We start from the raw sequence: 18,708 nt of genomic DNA on the forward strand, positions 1-18,708 counted from the left end.
TGAAAGTACGTATAAAATAGCTATGAATCAAGTATTTTAACGGCTAATTGCTTTATGATATAGCAATTTTTTCAGTTGGACTAAATTCTTATGTCAAAGTTCATCTGCATATTATACCCATTACCAATCAAGATGTATGTTTCAGCGTTTGTTAGATATTTCAGTTTGAATGGTAAAGAGGCATAGATATTATTTAAGGAATGCTCGGAAATGCATATTTGGGGTAAGATTTTAGGCTTTTTATTTGGCTTTATGCTCAGTAAAAACTTGTTTGGTGCTTTACTTGGTCTTTGGTTAGGTCATCTATTTGATCGCGGTCGTGGATTTAATTTCAACGGTATAGCGGGCGGTAAAGAAGATGAAATATCTAGGCAAGCGGCTTTTTTCTACACGACCTTTTCGGTGATGGGTCATGTCGCTAAAGCAAAAGGACAGGTAACTAGCCATGAAATTGCTTTTACTAGTGCCTACATGGACAAACTGGGATTGAGTAGCGACTTACGAAAACAAGCGCAAGATGCTTTTCGTGAAGGTAAATCATCAGGCTTTCCTCTTAAAGACCGTCTGGTTAAATTTAAACGTTTGATGGGAAATCGGCATGACTTATTGTTAATGTTCTTAGAGATTCAAATTCAAGTCGCTTTTAGTGATGGCGAATTAGATGACGCAGAGCGTTCTGTTTTGCACACCATAGCAAAATTTTTAGGTTATTCAGCAAGTGAACTTGATAATTTACTGGAAATGATTATTGCTGGTACTAACTTCCACCAGCAACAGTCGGGTCGAGGTTATAGGCAGCAAGGAGCTGGAAGTATACCTTCGAGCGGTCAACAGTTAACTAATGCCTATAAGGTGTTAGGTGTTGATAAAAACTCACCTATGCCAGTGATTAAAAAAGCCTATCGAAAATTAATGTCTCAACATCATCCTGATAAGTTAATTGCTAAAGGCTTACCACCAGCAATGATGGAAAGTGCTAAAGAAAAAACACAAGAGATTCAAGCTGCGTATGAGTTTATTGTCAAACAGAATAATTAACTATTAACTAATATTCGTGTAGTTAAAGTAACGGCAGTACAAAATGCATAGGTTTTGTACTTGATGAACATGAACACATAATGTTTACTTGAAGTTGACTGTCTTAACAATCCAAGTTAAATCTGCATATTCATGTGGTTTGAGTATATAACCTACCAACCTATCGCTTTTAACCAACTATTAATTTGGCTCAACAACTCTTCTTCTGGATAATAACCGGTAATGTTATTGTTTAATTGTCGTTGACGGAAATACACTTTCATCTCTTGTTTCGCAAATGACTTTCTTTGTGCAGCCTTGGCTAAGACAAGCGGATTATCATGTTTAAGGTAGAGATCTAGCACTGGCAGTTCGGTAAAGGCCAGTTGACGAGCAAAGTCTTCATTTACACTATTAATGAGTGCATGGTTGCTCTGTCGATAGCTGCTAAGCATGATGAGTGCATTGGGACGTTGACTATCTTCTTGGCTGTACAAGTCGACCAGTAAAGCGGCGTTATTACCTTGGGCAATAACTAGCACTATACCGGGATACTCTTTTGCTGTGTTCATTACGGCATTGAGCATAGTACTGAGTTTATTTTTATAATCATCCAACGCCAATTGGTTTTCTTTTTTTTGCTCTTCAACAGTAATTGCTTTTGAAGGGTAATTTTCTGGCTTGTTACTCGGTTGTATAGCAATGGTACTCCAACCTTTGGATGGGAGAATATTACGTAAGTAATTAATTGCTTTTGGATTAGTCGCACCTTGCTGCCACTCAGGTAATAAAATCGCCACTCCTTTGCTATTAGCGCTAGTATATCTTTTCACTAACGTTAAATAATCATCAGGTCCTGCTAACAATGGCTTTACCTGCTCACCCGTTAAATAATGTTTAAGATCATCTTTATGTTGCTTGGTTAACGCGATAGGTTTTTGTATTGGGCTCGTTTTATTCGTTTTCAGTGGAGCCTTTTCGGTCGCAGCATCCGCTTTTTTTTCTTCAGCAAAGGTAACGGGTGTTGAGCAAATAAAAATAAGCGAACAGATAAATAAAGCCACTGCTTTTGAGTTGATGTTATTTCTACTTATTTTACGTGGGAATTTTTTATGCATTTTTTTTCCTCAACGGGTATTTATGCTATATCGACCATAGAATAAAAGTGTGAAGTAGAAATGTTAAATAAATGGGCAGGGAGCGTTAAAGGTAATAGCTTTTTCAGTCTTTGGATGAAATAAGCTTAACTTCAATGCATGCAACTGTAATCTATTTTTCATGGCTAATGCTTCTTTTGATGCGTATAACCTATCACCTAAAATAGGATGACCTAAGGCTAACATATGCACTCTAAGTTGATGTGAACGTCCTGTTACGGGAGTCAGCTCCACTAAGGTACTTGCTTGTTCATCAGTAGAGTCATGCTCTTCTTGGCTACGATTAAGCACTCGGTAATGTGTTAACGATTGTTTGCCGTTTTCATGGTCGACTTTTTGTTTTGGCCTATTTGGCCAATCACATATCAGAGGTAAATCAACACTACCTTCATCCAGAGCTACTAAACCGAATACACGAGCAAGGTAAGTCTTTTGGGTTTTTCTTTGCTCAAATTGGCGACTAATGGCGACATGTGCTAGTTTGTTTAACGCCATAATCATTAAACCCGAGGTAGCCATATCTAATCTATGCACGATAGTTGCAGTGGGTAAAATTCGTTGCACACGATTTTGTAAGCAATCTTGGTGTTCTGGCAAGCGGCCAGGCACGCTTAAAATGCCACTCGCTTTATTCAATACAATAAAGTCATCGTCTTGGTAAATTATATCAAGATAAGGTGACATAGGTGGGAGGTAGATAAAATCAGGGTTTGCGCTCATTGCTTTCTCATGATTAGGAATAAAGGGCTATGTTCTTACGAACATAATCCTTTATTCATTAGGCTACAGATATTACAGTGCTGGAAATTAATATACAGGCAATTAGTGTGTAACCACAATCATGCGAATTGCTTCAAAAGTCAATTGCGCTTTATCAATATAGTGGCTTAACTCATTTTGCTGTTGACTAATAAAATCAATCTCTTCTTGTCGAACACTTGGATTAATCGCTTTTAACGCGGTTAATCGTTGTTGCTCTAATGAGAGTTTGTTTTGCATAGCCGCTAATGATTTTTCTTGGATTGCAACAATATGTTGCGCGCCATGTGCTTCTGCTTTTTCAACCAAAGGTGCAATTTGAGGCTTTAGTGCTTTGATAAGTTGTAATGCCATTTGCTTTTTAACGGGCGATAACTGTTTATCAAGTACACTTTCACTGATTTTTTCCGCTAAGTTATAGCCATTTTTGTCAACTAAAATACGAATTGGCGTTGTCGGTAAGTAACGACCTAATTGTAAATGAGCTGGCGCTGTTGCTTCAACGGTAAATAAACATTCAATGAAGAAGGTACCAACAGGTAAGGCTTCATTTTTTAATAAACCAATACTGGCATTACCAATTTCATCACACAATACCATATCCATAACACCACGGACCATCGGATGATCCCAAGTGAGTAGCTGGTAATTTTCATTAATTAAAGCGGTCTCTCTATCAAAGGTGATCGTTGTGCCATCTTCTGGTAAACAAGGGAAATTGCTATTCAGCATATGTTCGCTTTGATTTAAGGCGATAGCATTATCTGCTTTATCATCTTGTTGAACACCAAAAACATCAAGGGCTTGGAACATAAACTGTGGTAACCCTATATCGTCATCCACTTTTTGAATTTTTTCAACTAGTTCATGAGCACGCCCTTGTCCTGAAGAGTTAAGCTCTAACAGTTTATCTCGACCTGACTCCAACTCAGCTTTAATGGTTAAGTGTTTTTGCCAACTATCACTGATAAGCGCTTCAGCTTCAGTTGACTGTTGCTGGCAAGTTAATGCTAGCGAAAGTAACTGCTCGCCAAATGTTTCAAAAACTACTCGGCCGGTAATGCAAGTGTGCTCAAATGCTTGCATACCTTGATGGTACCAATCAAATAATAACTGCTGGGCTGAATCTTCAAAGTAAGGTACATGAATACGAATGACCTCAGTTTGACCAATACGATCTAATCGGCCAATGCGTTGCTCTAATAAATCGGGATTACAGGGTAAATCAAACAGTACTAAATGATGAGCGAATTGAAAGTTACGTCCTTCACTACCAATTTCAGAACACAACAAAAGTTGAGCACTGTCTTCATCTTGAGCAAAATAAGCGGCAGCCTTATCACGTTCAAAGATTGATAAACCTTCATGGAAAACTGCGGCACGAATACCTTCTTTAATACGAAGCGCAGCTTCTAAATCAATCGCTGTTTGTGCATGAGCACAAATAACTAAAACTTTTTCTTTTTTAAGTGACTGTAACAATTCAATTAAATAATCGACTCTAGGATCAAAGTTAGTCCAGGTCTCATTTTTTTGATCTAAGCCGTGCAGCATTTCTGGCGTGAAAATATATTTAGCTTGTTTTGATTTAACTAAACTTTCTGGGCAGTCACTGAGCATAAACTCATTAATGTTTTCTTGATATTGCTCAGGCATATTTAGTGCTGTTGGCACAACTTGTCGGGCAGGGAAGCCTTTAATCGTATTTCGAGAGTTTCTAAACAAAATACGACCAGTACCATGTCTATCAAGTAATTGTTTTAACAAGTCTTGGCGTACTTTTGCTGATAGTGTGATATCTGTTTGGTTTAACTCAGTAAGTTGCACGCTGATATCAATTTCTTTCAATAAATGAGTAAGTGTTGTCTCTTGCTCACTAGAAAGCTTGTTACCCTCGACTAAAGCATTGGCGGCATCAGCAACTTCACTATAGTGTGACTCTTCTTCGATAAATTTTTGATAATCATAAAAACGATCCGCATCTAACAACCGTAAACGAGCAAAGTGACTTTCATGACCTAATTGATCAGGGGTGGCGGTTAACAATAAAACGCCAGGAATAACTTGTGCAAGTTGTTCAATACATTGATATTCAATGCTAGGTTTATCTTGTTGCCAGTTTAAGTGATGTGCTTCATCGACGACCATTAAGTCCCAATCTTCACTAACCAGTGCTTCATACCATTCTGGATTATTAGTAATAAACCCTAGATTAACCAGTACTAATTGTTCTGAGCTAAAAGGATTGGCTTTTTTGCCATCAATATAATTATCTTGGCTGGTTTCAACACAACGTTCATTATCAAAAATACTAAAGTTAAGGTTAAAACGGCGTAGCATTTCAACCAGCCATTGATGCATTAAAGACTCTGGTACTATGATCAGAATTCTTTTGGCACGGCCAGTGACTAATTGTTGATGAATGATCAGACCTGCTTCAATGGTTTTACCTAAGCCAACTTCATCGGCAAGTAAAACGCGAGGGGCAAAGCGATTGCCTACTTCATCAGCAATGTAAAGTTGATGTGGGATTAAGCTAACTCGACCACCAGTCAAACCAGTTAAATCTGATTGTTGTTGCTGATATTGATGTTGTAAGCAATCTTTACGTAAGCGAAACCAATCTAAACGGTCAACTTGGCTATTGAGTAAACGATCGTGGGGTTTATTGAATTTAATAAAATGATCTATCATCACTTCTTTTAAAATTACTTGTTCATTGGTGTCTTGGCGTATGCCCTCATAGCTAATTATGCCATGAGCTTCACTTTGTGAAATTACTTTTAGAGACCAGCCTTCGTGGCTAGGAATAAGGTCACCTTGATTAAATATAACACGTGTTAATGGTGCATTTTCTTTCGCGTATTTACGCGCTTCACCTGTCGCCGTGAAAATAATATTAACAAAGCGGTGTTCAACCCCTGTTACTGTACCCAATCCTTGATCTGATTCACTGTCACTGATCCAACGCTGACCTACCTGAAATGGCATAAACTTACTTCTCCAACGATTGCTTAGTTATCATTAATTGGGATACTAAGCATTAAAACTCGGGGTAAAAAAATGCGCTATATTACTCTTAATCATAGACGGAATCATTAAAAAATTATGCTTGCTTCACTATAAATAAGATATTAATGTTAATAAGCTATACTTTAGTTGATATTGATTACTGTATTGCTCTTTTATATTTGTTTTGTCAGTGAATCACGGAGATTAGTCATGACTAAAGAGAATATGAATAATGAGAATAAGTTAAATGAGAAAGTAACCTCGGCACTTCAAACCGAAGATAACGTTGAACAACCAATTGTCTATATTTTAGATACCAATATCCTTTTGCATGAACCTTTCGCTTTTTTATCTTTTAAAGAGCACGATGTCGTTGTACCCATGACAGTGTTGGAAGAACTCGATTCAATTAAAGATAGGCGTAAAGATGTCAGCCGTGACGCTAGGGTAGCTATACGAGCGCTTGAAGATACTTTACGAGATGCCAGTCCAGAGCAAGTACTTGCCGGTGTTAAACTCCCCCAAAACGATGATCAACATCCTAGTGGTCGTCTCGCCATTATTAATGATTATGCCCTTGAGAAAACGGCTCACACCTTATCTTTCAATGAAAATGATAATCGTATTATTAACGCTGCTTTGTATATTCAAAAGAAAACGCCGCATAAAAAAATTGTTTTAGTCACTAAAGACATCAATATGCGTCTGAAGGCCAAGGGAGCAGGGCTAGCCCACGTAGAAGATTATAGAACTGATCAGCTCATTGACGATATTCAATTTTTGACTAAAGGTTACCATCAATTTGAAGGAGACTTCTGGCAACACATTCAATCTGTAGATAGTGAGACCGAAGGGCGAAATACTACTCATTATGTAGCTCGAGATACCGTACCTTTAACTTATATCAATGAATACTTACTCGATGAAGGTGATACATTTGCGGGTAAGGTTACCGGTTGGGATGATGAGCGAATATCAATCTTAGACCTCGGCCGAGAGCGACTGTTAGCGAAAAATGCTTGGGGTATTCATCCTAAAAATGTTTATCAAGGCATGGCAATGGATGCTTTATTGGATCCTACTATAGATTTGGTGATCCTTACAGGGCCAGCAGGGAGTGGTAAAACCTTGTTAGCCTTAGCTTCAGCCTTAGAGCAAGTAATAGAACGTGGTCTTTATGACAAAATAATTGTTACACGTAGTACCCCTGAAATTGCAGAATCTATTGGCTTTTTACCAGGTACCGAAGAAGAGAAAATGGCACCTTGGCTTGCGGCAATAACGGATTCTCTTGAAGTATTACATCAACAAGATGAAAGTATGCATGGCAGTTTGAGTTACATTATGGATAAAGCGAATATCCAATTTAAGTCTGTGAACTTTATGCGGGGTCGTAGTATTCAAAATGCCCTGGTACTGCTTGATGAATGTCAAAACTTAACGGCGGCTCAGTTAAAAACTATTATCACTCGTTGTGGTGAAGGCACTAAACTCGTTTGTTCGGGTAATTTAGCACAAATTGATAGTAATTATTTAACGGCAGTAACCTCAGGTTTGACTTATATTGTCGAGCGCTTTAAAGACTTTCCTGGGTCAGCTACTGTTAACTTAAACGGTGTGGTACGCAGTCGACTTGCTGCTTTTGCGGAGGAGAATTTATAGCTTTTAGTCTGTATGGAAGGTGACTTGTTTAAATAAGTTACTTTTCCTTGTTTAACTCTTGTTTAGTTCTTGTTTAAATGATCTGACTGCTTTAACTTAGCCAGTTATCTGATTATGTAAACAAAAAGTTAAGGCGTTTTAGTGTATTATCAAACGGGCATCAGTACAGTTTTTAGACGCTATAATATTACCGTTGTAGTGGCCTTTATTGTCATTATTCTCGTTGCCTTTTCTGCGGCCTCATTCCGTTATTTTAATCAAATTTCCCAGCATAAACAGCAAAGTTTGACTGAGCTCAAACAAGAAGCTCAACAACTAAACATTATGCTAGAGCAAAGTGTGCAAGCGGTAGTTGGCATACAAGAATTTGCTGAGTATATTCTAAAGCACCCCAACGAAATAAATATTCCTATGCCTTCCTTGTCACAACAAGGCGATATGTTTTATTTAAATAAGCCTGTGCATGATGTCATTAAGCAAGGTAAACGTTTAAGTAGTAATATAACTGGCGTAGGGGAAATTAGTCAGTTTGATACGCTTAAACAACAAGAAATCGCTATGGCTAATGCATTAACGCCTGCATTTGTTGCGGCACAAAATATCCTTAAAGAAGCCACATGGTTTTATTACATTTCCTTTGATGATTTTGTGAATATATACCCCTGGGTTGATCGAGAAATATGGCAGTTTAGTACACAAACCTTAAATAGCCCACATAACCAAACCATGCGAGCATTAACATCAAATTCTAATCGTGTACTTTGGTCTGCTCCTTATCTTGATGCAGCAGGCGGAGGCATGAATGCTTCATTAGGCACAGGTGTTTTTCTTCAAGGTAAGTTGTTAGGCTCAGTGGTTATTGATATCAATCTCTCGCGTTTGCATGCCAGTCTGTCTGAATTAGACTCTAGTGATCAAGGCCTTATTTTATATAATGAAAATAATGATATTCTACTGTCAAAACGTTTAGGTAAAGAGTCGTTAAGTTACCGCGCTTCTTGGCAAGACTTATTACCTAAGCCACTTCAAAGTCTGAATGCTGAAAATTTAGCTAAAATAGGAAATACAGAACGCTTAGGTGATTGGTTTATTGAAAAACAAGTGCTCACGGCTAATGGCTGGACTTTACTTAAATATCAACGGTATGAAAATTTTGCATCGCCACAGTATAGTGATTTTATATTTGTTTTTTCTTTGTTATTTATCGGCTTACTGGCATTTTTGATGTTAGTTAATACCATGACTAAGCGCACTTTTATTAAGCCTACGACTGAATTTATTAGTCATATTCAATATTGTGCGGAAGGAGATCCGGGTAAGATTACCCCTGCAGCTGATTGGTTACATTGGTTTCAGGTGGTTGAAGATATTTTTGCTCAAAATCGTAGTTTATTATTACAATTAACAGATCAAAATGATGTGTTGGATAGTCGTGTAATAGAAAAAACGAAGGCATTACAAGAGACTAGTGCTAAACATCAACGTGATTATGCGTTATTGCGCTCTGTAATGAATGCTATCCCTGAATTGATTGTTTTTAATGACCCTAAGGGATTATTGATGGGGTGTAATCAGGCTTTTGAACGTTTAGCTAATCATTCGGTTGAAGAAATGTTAGGCGTTAAATCAACTACTTTTATGCCTGTAGCTTTGGCAAAAGAAATCAATAACTTAAATGCCAATAATAATGATATTTACCCGCAGCAAGCGCTTATTAATGCTGGGGATTATATTTATCAAGGTTTCTGTAATCAATTTACCGATGAACAAGGAAATATTCTCGGCTCTATCAGTATCTTTCATGATGTTACGTTGCAGCAAGCAACGCAATCCGCACTGGAAAAAGCGAAAAATCAAGCCGAGTACGCTAACCGAGTGAAGATTCAATTTCTAGCGAATATGAGTCACGAAGTGAGAACGCCAATCAATGCTATGCAAGGAATGATGGACTTATTAGCACATACTGCCCTAGATCCCCGTCAGCAGCATTATTTAGTTAATGCACAAAGTGCCTCATCGACCCTGCTTCACCTCGTTGATGAGTTGTTAGATTTATCTAAAATTGAAGCGGGTAAAATGATTGTCAGCCAAAACGCAGTTAATTTGCCGATAATTATAGATAAAGCGCTAAAGCTTAATATTACCAATGTAAATCATCAACGCGTTGATATATTGATTGATATGAGTGTAGACGTGCCTAGCAATGTCATTTGCGATGAAATGCGCTTAGTGCAAGTGTTAGCAAATTTATTCAATAATGCCATCAAGTTTACCGAGCAAGGTGAAATTAAGTTAACCATTGATGTGCTTTTATTAAAAGATACTGTGGCTAAGGTCCGCTTTCGAGTAAGAGATACCGGGATAGGCATTGCTACTGATAATCAAAGTCATTTATTTAACGCTTTTAGCCAAGCTGATGAATCAATGACGCGTAAATATGGCGGTTCTGGTTTAGGTTTATCTATTTGTCAGCAAATTATTAAACTGTTAGGCGGGGAGATCAGTCTTACTAGTCAATTAGGGAAGGGCTGTGAGCTAAGCTTTGTACTGCCATTACAAAGAGTACAGCTCGATACAATAGAGAGCGATAGCTCAGCTACAATGGATAATTCAGCCCAGCTAGTGAGTGAAGAGTTATTGACAAACTTACCTGCAGAATTGGATCAGCCTCTAGTGGCTAACATAACTGTTTATGCGGTAAATCAAAAACTCTCTGTGAGTTTTGTCAAAAGCATTACTCAAATGAACTGGTCATTGCATGAAGTGCGCAGTGTTGATGAGTTGCAACAAATAGATATAGTGGCGGATAGTGTATTACTTATTGACGAAATTGGTTTTGTTCAGCGACAAAGTAATCAAGAATTAATCTCGCCTTTAGCTGAATTCAGGTTACTGTGTTTGTGTCAGCCAGCGTTAACACCATTGAGCAACGAAACTTGCGTTTACTTAGATGAACTCTCTACACCGTACTTATTAGTTGATATGCCTTTATTTCGTTATTCCCTTGACCAAATATCACAAGCATTGCTCAATCAAACGTTAGCAAATAAGGGTGAACAGTCATCTCAACAGGTTAGTCGTTTAAGGCCCATCGCTGAAAGTCACCTTGTTTATCAAGAAAAGCTAAGGAACAAAGCAGACATAGTTAATAAGAAAAAAGTATTAATTACCAGCGAAGAAAGAAATTTACAAGGCGTGTCCGTGTTATTGGTGGAAGACAACTTAGTTAACCAGTTAGTTGCTAAAGAGTTACTATTGAGCATGCATGCTCAAGTAACGATAGCCGATAACGGCCAAGGGGCTTTAGATATATTAGCGGAACAAAAATTTGATGTGGTGTTAATGGATATTCAAATGCCCATTATGGATGGACTCACCGCAGCTAAGCATATTCGAGCACAAAGTGATTTTCAGTCTTTACCGATTATTGCGATGACTGCCCATGCTAGAAATGAAGATAAACAACAGAGTTTAGCCGCGGGAATGAATTTACATATGCCTAAACCTGTTACAGGAAAAGCATTGTTTAGCAGCATAAATGAAGTGCTCAGTACGATAAAAACTTAGAAATTAATCTAAGCTTTTATTTTATTATCTACTTAAATAATCAGCTTAAATTTTTAGAGAAAAGCTCTTCTAATTTTTTGATGGTTTCATTGATTTTACTCACATCGGTAGGAGCAATAAAAATAGTATCGTCGCCAGCAATAGTGCCAAGTACACCATCACTCTTACTTAAGCTATCAAGTAGTCGAGCAATTAGTTGAGCTGCGCCTGGACTGGTTTGAAGAATTATCATCACCTCATTGTGTTCTATTTCTAATACTAACTGTTTGAGCGGACTTTGTGCGGTTGGAACACCTAACTCAGCTGGTAAGCAATAAACCATCTCTTGGCGAGCATTTCGAGTTCTTACCGCACCAAATTTACTGAGCATACGAGATATTTTTGATTGGCTGATATTGTCAAAACCATTGGCTTTTAATGCATCAACAATCTCACCTTGAGAGCCAAACTGCTCTTGTTTTAATAAATCTTTAAATGCTTGTACGAGTGCTTCTTGTTTTTGTAAACCGCTCATAATGCGAAATCAACCCTGTAGTAGACTAAAGTGGCGTTTGTAATCACTATAAATAACGCTAGTATATACCGAAACCACATGAAATACGCATCTTCAAGTGGCTCGGGTATATGTTATCGTATCATCATACTGAAAGTTAATATCTGAGTAAAAGAGTATAATAATTGTTTTTTACTGACTTATACTATATCTTTTGGTCAGAAAAAATTAACGTATTTACTCGAATAATATTTCAAACACTAGTTTTACAACAAATAACCCCACTTAGTTTCGGAGAAGTCACATGAAAGTAGCTGTTTTAGGCGCCGCAGGCGGTATTGGTCAAGCATTATCATTATTATTAAAAACTCAATTACCAGCAGGTTCTGAGTTGTCTTTATATGATGTTGCACCAGTTGTTCCAGGTGTTGCGGTAGATTTATCACACATCCCAACTGACGTTAAAGTTGCAGGTTTTGGTCGTGATGATCTTAGCGGTGCATTAACAGGTGCTGATATTGTTTTGATCCCAGCGGGTATGCCACGTAAGCCAGGTATGGACCGTGCTGATTTATTTAACGTTAATGCTGGCATTATTAAAGTATTGGCTGAAGGCATTGTTGCAAGTTGTCCTAAAGCGTTAGTAGGTGTAATTACTAACCCAGTTAACGGCACTGTACCAATTGTTGCAGAAGTATTTAAAAAAGCGGGCACTTATGATGCAGCGCGTCTTTTCGGTGTTACTACATTAGATGTTATCCGCAGTGAAGCTTTTGTTGCTGAGCTGAAAGGCTTAGACGTTGCTACCGTTAAAGTACCGGTAATTGGTGGTCATTCAGGCACAACTATTTTACCATTATTATCTCAAGTTGAAGGTGCTACTTTCTCAGATGAAGAAATTGCTACCCTAACTCCTCGTATCCAGAATGCTGGTACTGAAGTAGTTGAAGCAAAAGCTGGTGGCGGTTCTGCGACACTTTCTATGGGCGCTGCAGCAGCACGTTTTTGTATGTCTTTAGTTAAAGGCCTACAAGGTGAAGATGTTGTTGATTACGCATACGTTGAAGGTAACGGTGAAGATGCATTGTTTTTCGCACAACCTGTACGTCTTGGCGTAAATGGTGTTAGTGAAATTTTAGCTTACGGTAAGTTAAGTGCTTTTGAGCAACAAGCAAAAGAAGATATGCTTGCTACCTTGAAAAAAGATATCCAAGAAGGTGTTGATTTTATGGCTAGCTAAGCCTCCATAAAATCATCAAAAAAAAGCGCTGTTATCTTTGACTCTGGTCAAATGGTAACAGCGCTTTTTTATTTATTTACTTTGATACTTAAATGGCTGGGTTAAGCAGATATCATCATAGTGTTAAAATATGGTTTCTAGCTTAAATTGCTCGCTTAGTGACTTCTATTGGCGGCGATATGAGCCAAGGAAATCAATGCTTGTTTGTGTTCACTATCAGCAATGACATCAAGTGCCTTAATGGCTTTGTCAGCTTCAATTTCAGCTTGTTGCTGGGTATAACGCAAAGAACCTGTTTCTTCCATTGCTTGAAGTATCAAATCAAGGTTATCCATGCCGTTACCTAGTTCAATAGCTTCTTTAATTAATTGTTGCTGGGCACTATTACCATGTTTTAGGGCATATAATAACGGTAGGGTTGGTTTACCTTCTGCAAGATCATCACCGACATTTTTACCCATTTCTTTAGCGTCAGCGGTGTAATCCATAATGTCATCAACTAACTGAAATGCGGTACCTAGAAACTTGCCATAATCAGCCATGGCCTGTTCAGTTTTATCATCTTGATTGGCTATTATAGCAGCAAGGCGTGTTGCTGCTTCAAACAACTTAGCCGTTTTACAATAAATGACCTGCATATAGCTTTCTTCAGTAGTACTTGCATCATTACAGTTCATTAACTGCAAAACTTCACCTTCAGCGACTATATTAGTGGCCTCAGATAAAATATCCATAATGCGCATATCACCCAATTTAGTCATCATTTGAAAAGAGCGTGTATAAAGAAAATCACCGACTAATACACTGGCACTATTACCAAATAGCGCATTGGCAGTTTCTCTGCCGCGACGCATATTTGACTCATCCACGACATCATCATGTAATAACGTAGCTGTATGAATAAACTCAATAATCGCCGCGATTTCCCAATGTTTTTCGCCTTGATACGCGAATGCTCTAGCTGCAAGAACCGTTAACATAGGGCGCATTCGCTTGCCGCCACCGTTAACAATATAGATACCGAGTTGGTTAATTAATGCGACATCAGATTGCAATTGTTCATAAATAAGATCATTTACTGCTGTCATATCGCTTTGCGCTAGTGTCTGTATTGCTTTAATATTTACTTTATTTACCATGCCACTTTTCTTCAGCTATTTTGATTCGTTTTTTTGACTAGTTATTAATCAAGAGTAATCAAAAGTATTCAATTAGTTATGTAGGCAAAGTTTACACTAAATTTTATGCAAAAGTAGTTTTCTAGTCGCTTTGTTGTAATTCTTAGGTGAAAAGCAATTAAAAAGCATAAAAGAGTAATTAACTTAATAAATGATCGTATTTACACTTGCCCTTGTTGTATTCTTCGCGTAGAATTTGCGCCCTATATTTTTAAACTTTAGCGTCATATAACTTTACTTTATTAAGTAAAAAATGGCGCAGTACGGAGTAGCTATGTACGCGGTATTCCAAAGCGGTGGTAAACAGCATCGTGTAACCGAAGGACAAACAGTTCGTCTAGAAAAGCTTGAGCTTGAAGTAGGCGCAACAGTAGAATTTGATAACGTTTTAATGATCGCTAATGGCGATAACATCAATGTAGGCGCGCCTTACGTTGCTGGTGGCAAAGTTGTTGCGGAGGTTGTTACACAAGCCCGCGCTCCTAAAGTTACTATCGTTAAATTTAAACGTCGTAAGCATTCACGCAAACAAGCGGGCCATCGTCAATGGTTCACTGAAGTGAAGATTACTGGTATTAACGGCTAATTAGGAGCATTTTGACATGGCACATAAGAAAGCTGCAGGTAGTACACGAAATGGTCGCGATTCAGAAGCAAAACGCCTAGGTGTTAAACGCTTTGGTGGTGAATCTGTTTTAGCTGGTAACATCATTGTTCGTCAACGTGGAACTCGTTTCCACGCTGGTAGCAACATGGGTATCGGTAAAGATCATACTTTATTTGCTTTATCTGACGGTAAAGTACAATTTGAAGTGAAAGGTCCAAAGAGTCGTAAGTTCGTTAGCATTATTGCTGACTAAGTAAGAACTTCGATTTATAAAAACCTCGCTTCATGCGAGGTTTTTTTTTGATTTTTTTTTGACTGAGCAGAGATTCATTTTTAGTCAGGCAAAAATAGTTTATACTAGCGGTAATTGTAAAAGACTTACCATATTAGGGTTATTGAGATTCCATGAAATTTGTTGATGAAGCTGAGATCAGAGTTGAAGCGGGTGATGGCGGCAACGGCTGTGTCAGTTTCCGTAAAGAAAAATTTATTGAGTATGGCGGCCCTAATGGTGGTGATGGCGGCGATGGCGGCGATGTTTATTTGATGGCAGATGAAGGCTTAAACACCTTAATCGATTACCGTTTTGAACGTTTTCATCGTGCTAAACGTGGTCAAAATGGTCAACCTCAGAACTGTACGGGTAAGGGCTCTGAAGACTTAGTGTTAAAAGTACCTGTTGGCACACGCGCTATCGATGAAGATACGGGTGAGCAAATCGGCGATTTAACGCATAAAGGCCAGAAAATGCTTGTTGCTAAAGGCGGTTGGCATGGTTTGGGTAATTTACGTTTTAAAAGTAGTACCAACCGTTCACCTCGTCAGAGAACTGATGGTACGCCAGGTGAAATTCGAAACCTTAAATTAGAATTGTTATTACTTGCTGATGTTGGTTTGTTAGGTTTACCTAATGCAGGTAAATCGACTTTAATCCGTAGTGTTTCTGCTGCAACACCGAAAGTCGCTGACTATCCATTTACTACTTTAGTACCTAATTTAGGTGTAGTACGTTTAGATACGCAGCGTAGTTTTGTTATTGCTGATATCCCCGGTATTATCGAAGGGGCCGCAGACGGTGCAGGTTTAGGAACACAGTTCTTAAAACATCTTGAACGTTGTCGTATCTTGTTACACGTCATTGATATCATGCCTGTAGATGGCTCAGACCCATTAGAGAACGCAAAAGTCATTATAAGTGAGCTAGAACAACATAATGAAAAACTAGCAGGGAAACCTCGCTGGGTTGTTTTCAACAAACTTGATTTAGTGCTTGAAGAAGAAGCGAAAGAAATTACCGATAGGATCTTAGCGGGTCTTGGTTGGGAAGGTGAGGTACATAGTATCTCTGCAGTTAATCGTTCAGGTACAAAAGATTTAACTCAGAAAGTGATGACATTTATCGAAGAGCTACCTCCTGAAGAGGAAGAAGTGATTGATGGTAAAACTGTTGAGTTTAAATGGGATACCTATCATGAAGAAACTATCGCGGCTCATGCTGCAGATGATGACTTAGATGATGAAGACTGGGATGAAGATGACTACGATGTTGAAGTAGAATATCGTCAGTAACCTACCCGGTTGATACTAAGCACTTGTTTATTTTTATAAACCAGTGCTTTTTTTTTACCCTTTTATTTTGATTGTACAGTAATACCAATTTGATTAAATTTCTTCCCAACTCAGAGCTTGCTCGATGTTCATTAACAAGGAAAATTTGTTTCGGTTTAGTCATTCTAAATCAAATGAATTTAACGATGTTAGTGGGCATCGAGAAAGCTCCCAGAGGGCGATTTTAAAAGGCTTACATGCTGCGTTATTGATTTTGATAAGGGAATAACCATTCTCTTCAATCAATGCCTTGCCTCTAAGCCTTTTAATTATCGCTGGGTGGGAAAGAACTTAATCAACTTGGTATAAATAATTTTGAGAGTTTTATGACCATTTTATCGATGATAGTTGCTACAGCGGATAACAATGTAATTGGCAAAGACAATGATATGCCATGGCACTTACCTGCTGATTTAGCTTATTTTAAAAAAGTGACTTTAGGCAAGCCTATTATCATGGGGCGAAAAACGTTTGAGTCTATTGGCAGACCTCTACCAAGTCGACGTAATATAGTTATTTCTCGTGATGAAAATTATGCAGCAGCAGGAATTGATACAGTAACTTCAGTCGAACAGGCATTAGCCTTAGTTAATGGCTCAAATGGTGATGTAGCGGTTGACGAGATCATGGTTATTGGTGGCGGTGCTATATATGCGCATTGTTTACCTACAGCTGATCGTTTATATGTAACTCATATCAACGCAGACATTGATGGCGATACCCAATTCCCCAATTATGATGATGGTAGCTGGGAAAAAGTAAGTAGTGAGTTACGTGGAGCAGATGAAAAGAATGTCCATCAATTAGATTTTTGTGTCTACGATCGTAAGACTAAGTAGCCTTAGCAGTTAAGCTCGATAAGTTACATAAAGAAAAATTATACAATAAAAAAGCGGTACGTTATTAACGTACCGCTTTTTTAATATGCTAAATATTACTTTCTTAAAATATGAATTAAGACATTAATTTCTCGTTACTGAGTGATGTAATCTAAAATACCCATGGCAGCTTTTTGACCTTGATCAACGGCAGTAACCACTAAGTCAGAGCCAAGCACCATATCGCCACCAGCAAAAATGTTTTTCTTAGAGGTTTGTAGCGCAAAGTCAGAGCTATCAACCGCAACTACACGGCCACGAGAGTCTAATTTTACCCCAGCATCAATCATCCATTGTGGTGGACTAGGTAAAAAACCAAAAGCAATAACTACTGCATCAGCTTCCATGATAAATTCACTACCCGCTATAGGCTCAGGATTACGTCTACCGCTCGCATCAGCAGCGCCTAGTTGGGTTTTAACAAACTTAACACCCATAACAATGCCTTGTTCATCCACAGCAATATCAAGCGGCTGAAGGTTGAACTCAAAATTTACACTTTCTTCTTTAGCGTTCTGAACTTCACGAGGTGAGCCAGGCATATTCGCTTCATCACGACGATAAGCACAAGTGACTGTCGTCGCTTCATGTCTAATGGAAGTACGCACGCAATCCATGGCAGTATCACCACCACCCAAGACAACCACTTTTTTATCTTTGAAATTGACATAAGGCTTAACTTGATTACTTTCTGCTTCGGTAATGCCCATGAGCTTCTGAGTATTGCCGATTAAGAAATCTAAAGCGTTATAAACGCCATGTGCGCCTTCATTATCAAAACCGCCGCTCATGTCTTTATAAGTCCCTAAAGCTAGAAATACAGCGTCATATTCATCGCTAATGTCACTAAAACTAATATCAGTGCCGATATTAGTGTTTAAACGAAACTCAACGCCCATGCCTTCTAAAATTTCACGTCGCGTTTGAATGACGCTTTTTTCTAATTTGAATGATGGGATGCCGAAGGTTAGTAGACCACCAATTTGTGCATGCCTGTCATAAACAACAACGTCAACACCATTACGGGTCAGTCTATCAGCGCAGGAAATTCCTGCAGGGCCAGCACCAATAACAGCAACACGTTTACCTGTTTTTACTACGTGAGATAAGTCAGGCTTCCAACCCTGCGCAATAGCGGTATCAGTAATATGTTTTTCGATATTACCTATCGTGACTGCGCCAAACTCATCGTTTAAAGTACAGGCTGATTCACATAACCTATCTTGTGGGCAAACTCGGCCACACATCTCTGGCAGGCTATTAGTTTCATGACATAAGTCAGCCGCTTCAAAAATGCGATTTTCAGTTACTAACTCTAACCATTGCGGAATGTAATTATGCACAGGGCACTTAAATTCACAGTATGGGTTACCGCAGTCGAGACATCGGTCTGCTTGACCCGCACTTTGTTCATTGCCTAGCGGTTGATAGATTTCGACAAAATTAATTTTACGTTCGTCTATAGATTTCTTTGCTGGGTCTATACGCTTTACATCAATAAATTGATAAACATTTTTACTCATTATTTTA

Annotated in this window: 14 protein-coding genes; 8 read left to right on the forward strand and 6 right to left on the reverse strand. The window is 38.3% G+C overall.

Annotated features, from left to right (window positions below; genetic code table 11):
• The first annotated feature begins 210 nt into the window (after nucleotides 1-210).
• The gene (gene djlA / locus CXF85_RS06810; RefSeq protein WP_101227756.1) at nucleotides 211-1,038 is read left to right on the forward strand and encodes a co-chaperone DjlA; all 828 of its coding nucleotides are present in this window, start codon (nucleotides 211-213) and stop codon (nucleotides 1,036-1,038) included.
• Between the two features lie 152 nt (nucleotides 1,039-1,190).
• Here the strand turns inward: djlA and CXF85_RS06815 are convergent, their stop codons facing one another.
• The 3 genes from CXF85_RS06815 to rapA all read right to left on the reverse strand — a co-directional run bounded on the left by CXF85_RS06815 (nucleotide 1,191) and on the right by rapA (nucleotide 5,924).
• Nucleotides 1,191-2,135, reverse strand: a complete 945-nt coding sequence (locus CXF85_RS06815) for a DUF3530 family protein (protein ID WP_101227757.1) — start codon at nucleotides 2,133-2,135, stop codon at nucleotides 1,191-1,193.
• A 63-nt stretch (nucleotides 2,136-2,198) separates the two neighbouring features.
• The gene (locus CXF85_RS06820; protein WP_101227758.1) at nucleotides 2,199-2,894 is read right to left on the reverse strand and encodes a pseudouridine synthase; all 696 of its coding nucleotides are present in this window, start codon (nucleotides 2,892-2,894) and stop codon (nucleotides 2,199-2,201) included.
• Nucleotides 2,895-2,996: 102 nt separating this feature from the next.
• Nucleotides 2,997-5,924, reverse strand: coding sequence for an RNA polymerase-associated protein RapA (gene rapA, locus CXF85_RS06825; RefSeq protein ID WP_101227759.1), 2,928 nt, complete (start codon nucleotides 5,922-5,924; stop codon nucleotides 2,997-2,999).
• Between the two features lie 231 nt (nucleotides 5,925-6,155).
• On the opposite strand from rapA, the gene CXF85_RS06830 reads away from it, so the two are divergent.
• Both CXF85_RS06830 and CXF85_RS06835 read left to right on the forward strand, forming a co-directional pair.
• On the forward strand, nucleotides 6,156-7,607 hold the full coding sequence (locus tag CXF85_RS06830) for a PhoH family protein (RefSeq protein WP_232771103.1): 1,452 nt from the start codon (nucleotides 6,156-6,158) through the stop codon (nucleotides 7,605-7,607).
• Nucleotides 7,608-7,748: 141 nt separating this feature from the next.
• Nucleotides 7,749-11,174, forward strand: a complete 3,426-nt coding sequence (locus CXF85_RS06835) for a PAS domain-containing hybrid sensor histidine kinase/response regulator (RefSeq protein WP_101227760.1) — start codon at nucleotides 7,749-7,751, stop codon at nucleotides 11,172-11,174.
• Nucleotides 11,175-11,214: 40 nt separating this feature from the next.
• On the opposite strand, the gene argR is transcribed toward CXF85_RS06835, so the two are convergent.
• Entirely contained in the window at nucleotides 11,215-11,688 is a 474-nt protein-coding gene (argR, locus tag CXF85_RS06840; RefSeq protein WP_101227761.1) for a transcriptional regulator ArgR, read from the reverse strand.
• 283 nt (nucleotides 11,689-11,971) lie between these two features.
• Here argR and mdh point away from each other — a divergent pair, with 283 nt between their 5' ends.
• Complete coding sequence (gene mdh, locus CXF85_RS06845; protein ID WP_101227762.1) at nucleotides 11,972-12,907, forward strand: malate dehydrogenase; 936 nt, start codon at nucleotides 11,972-11,974, stop codon at nucleotides 12,905-12,907.
• Nucleotides 12,908-13,062: 155 nt separating this feature from the next.
• Here mdh and ispB read toward each other — a convergent pair whose 3' ends face one another.
• Nucleotides 13,063-14,046 carry an octaprenyl diphosphate synthase gene (gene ispB / locus CXF85_RS06850; RefSeq protein WP_101227763.1) on the reverse strand — a complete coding sequence of 328 codons (984 nt, stop codon included), beginning with the start codon at nucleotides 14,044-14,046 and terminating at the stop codon, nucleotides 13,063-13,065.
• A 313-nt stretch (nucleotides 14,047-14,359) separates the two neighbouring features.
• Between ispB and rplU the strand changes: the two genes are divergently transcribed.
• The 4 genes from rplU (at nucleotide 14,360) to folA (ending at nucleotide 17,139) form a co-directional block, all read left to right on the forward strand.
• The gene (gene rplU, locus CXF85_RS06855) at nucleotides 14,360-14,671 is read left to right on the forward strand and encodes a 50S ribosomal protein L21 (protein WP_101227764.1); all 312 of its coding nucleotides are present in this window, start codon (nucleotides 14,360-14,362) and stop codon (nucleotides 14,669-14,671) included.
• A gap of 16 nt (nucleotides 14,672-14,687) precedes the next feature.
• A complete protein-coding gene (rpmA, locus tag CXF85_RS06860) occupies nucleotides 14,688-14,945 on the forward strand; it encodes a 50S ribosomal protein L27 (protein WP_011045240.1) in 258 nt (85 codons plus the stop codon).
• 152 nt (nucleotides 14,946-15,097) lie between these two features.
• Nucleotides 15,098-16,261 (forward strand): Obg family GTPase CgtA, encoded by a 1,164-nt coding sequence (gene cgtA, locus CXF85_RS06865; protein WP_101227765.1) that lies wholly within the window; start codon nucleotides 15,098-15,100, stop codon nucleotides 16,259-16,261.
• A gap of 365 nt (nucleotides 16,262-16,626) precedes the next feature.
• On the forward strand, nucleotides 16,627-17,139 hold the full coding sequence (gene folA, locus CXF85_RS06870) for a type 3 dihydrofolate reductase (protein ID WP_101227766.1): 513 nt from the start codon (nucleotides 16,627-16,629) through the stop codon (nucleotides 17,137-17,139).
• Nucleotides 17,140-17,273: 134 nt separating this feature from the next.
• Here the strand turns inward: folA and CXF85_RS06875 are convergent, their stop codons facing one another.
• Complete coding sequence (locus CXF85_RS06875) at nucleotides 17,274-18,701, reverse strand: FAD-dependent oxidoreductase (protein ID WP_101227767.1); 1,428 nt, start codon at nucleotides 18,699-18,701, stop codon at nucleotides 17,274-17,276.
• Nucleotides 18,702-18,708: the final 7 nt, after the last annotated feature.

The organism is Colwellia sp. 75C3 (genome assembly GCF_002836255.1).
Classification (GTDB): domain Bacteria; phylum Pseudomonadota; class Gammaproteobacteria; order Enterobacterales; family Alteromonadaceae; genus Colwellia.

Bases quoted from the DNA above. Each gene is read 5' to 3' on its own strand.
- djlA (WP_101227756.1), top strand. From the start codon at position 211: ATGCATATTTGGGGTAAGATTTTAGGCTTTTTATTTGGCTTTATGCTC.
- CXF85_RS06815 (WP_101227757.1), bottom strand. From the start codon at position 2,135: ATGCATAAAAAATTCCCACGTAAAATAAGTAGAAATAACATCAACTCA.
- CXF85_RS06820 (WP_101227758.1), bottom strand. From the start codon at position 2,894: ATGAGCGCAAACCCTGATTTTATCTACCTCCCACCTATGTCACCTTAT.
- rapA (WP_101227759.1), bottom strand. From the start codon at position 5,924: ATGCCATTTCAGGTAGGTCAGCGTTGGATCAGTGACAGTGAATCAGAT.
- CXF85_RS06830 (WP_232771103.1), top strand. From the start codon at position 6,156: ATGACTAAAGAGAATATGAATAATGAGAATAAGTTAAATGAGAAAGTA.
- argR (WP_101227761.1), bottom strand. From the start codon at position 11,688: ATGAGCGGTTTACAAAAACAAGAAGCACTCGTACAAGCATTTAAAGAT.
- mdh (WP_101227762.1), top strand. From the start codon at position 11,972: ATGAAAGTAGCTGTTTTAGGCGCCGCAGGCGGTATTGGTCAAGCATTA.
- ispB (WP_101227763.1), bottom strand. From the start codon at position 14,046: ATGGTAAATAAAGTAAATATTAAAGCAATACAGACACTAGCGCAAAGC.
- rplU (WP_101227764.1), top strand. From the start codon at position 14,360: ATGTACGCGGTATTCCAAAGCGGTGGTAAACAGCATCGTGTAACCGAA.
- rpmA (WP_011045240.1), top strand. From the start codon at position 14,688: ATGGCACATAAGAAAGCTGCAGGTAGTACACGAAATGGTCGCGATTCA.
- cgtA (WP_101227765.1), top strand. From the start codon at position 15,098: ATGAAATTTGTTGATGAAGCTGAGATCAGAGTTGAAGCGGGTGATGGC.
- folA (WP_101227766.1), top strand. From the start codon at position 16,627: ATGACCATTTTATCGATGATAGTTGCTACAGCGGATAACAATGTAATT.
- CXF85_RS06875 (WP_101227767.1), bottom strand. From the start codon at position 18,701: ATGAGTAAAAATGTTTATCAATTTATTGATGTAAAGCGTATAGACCCA.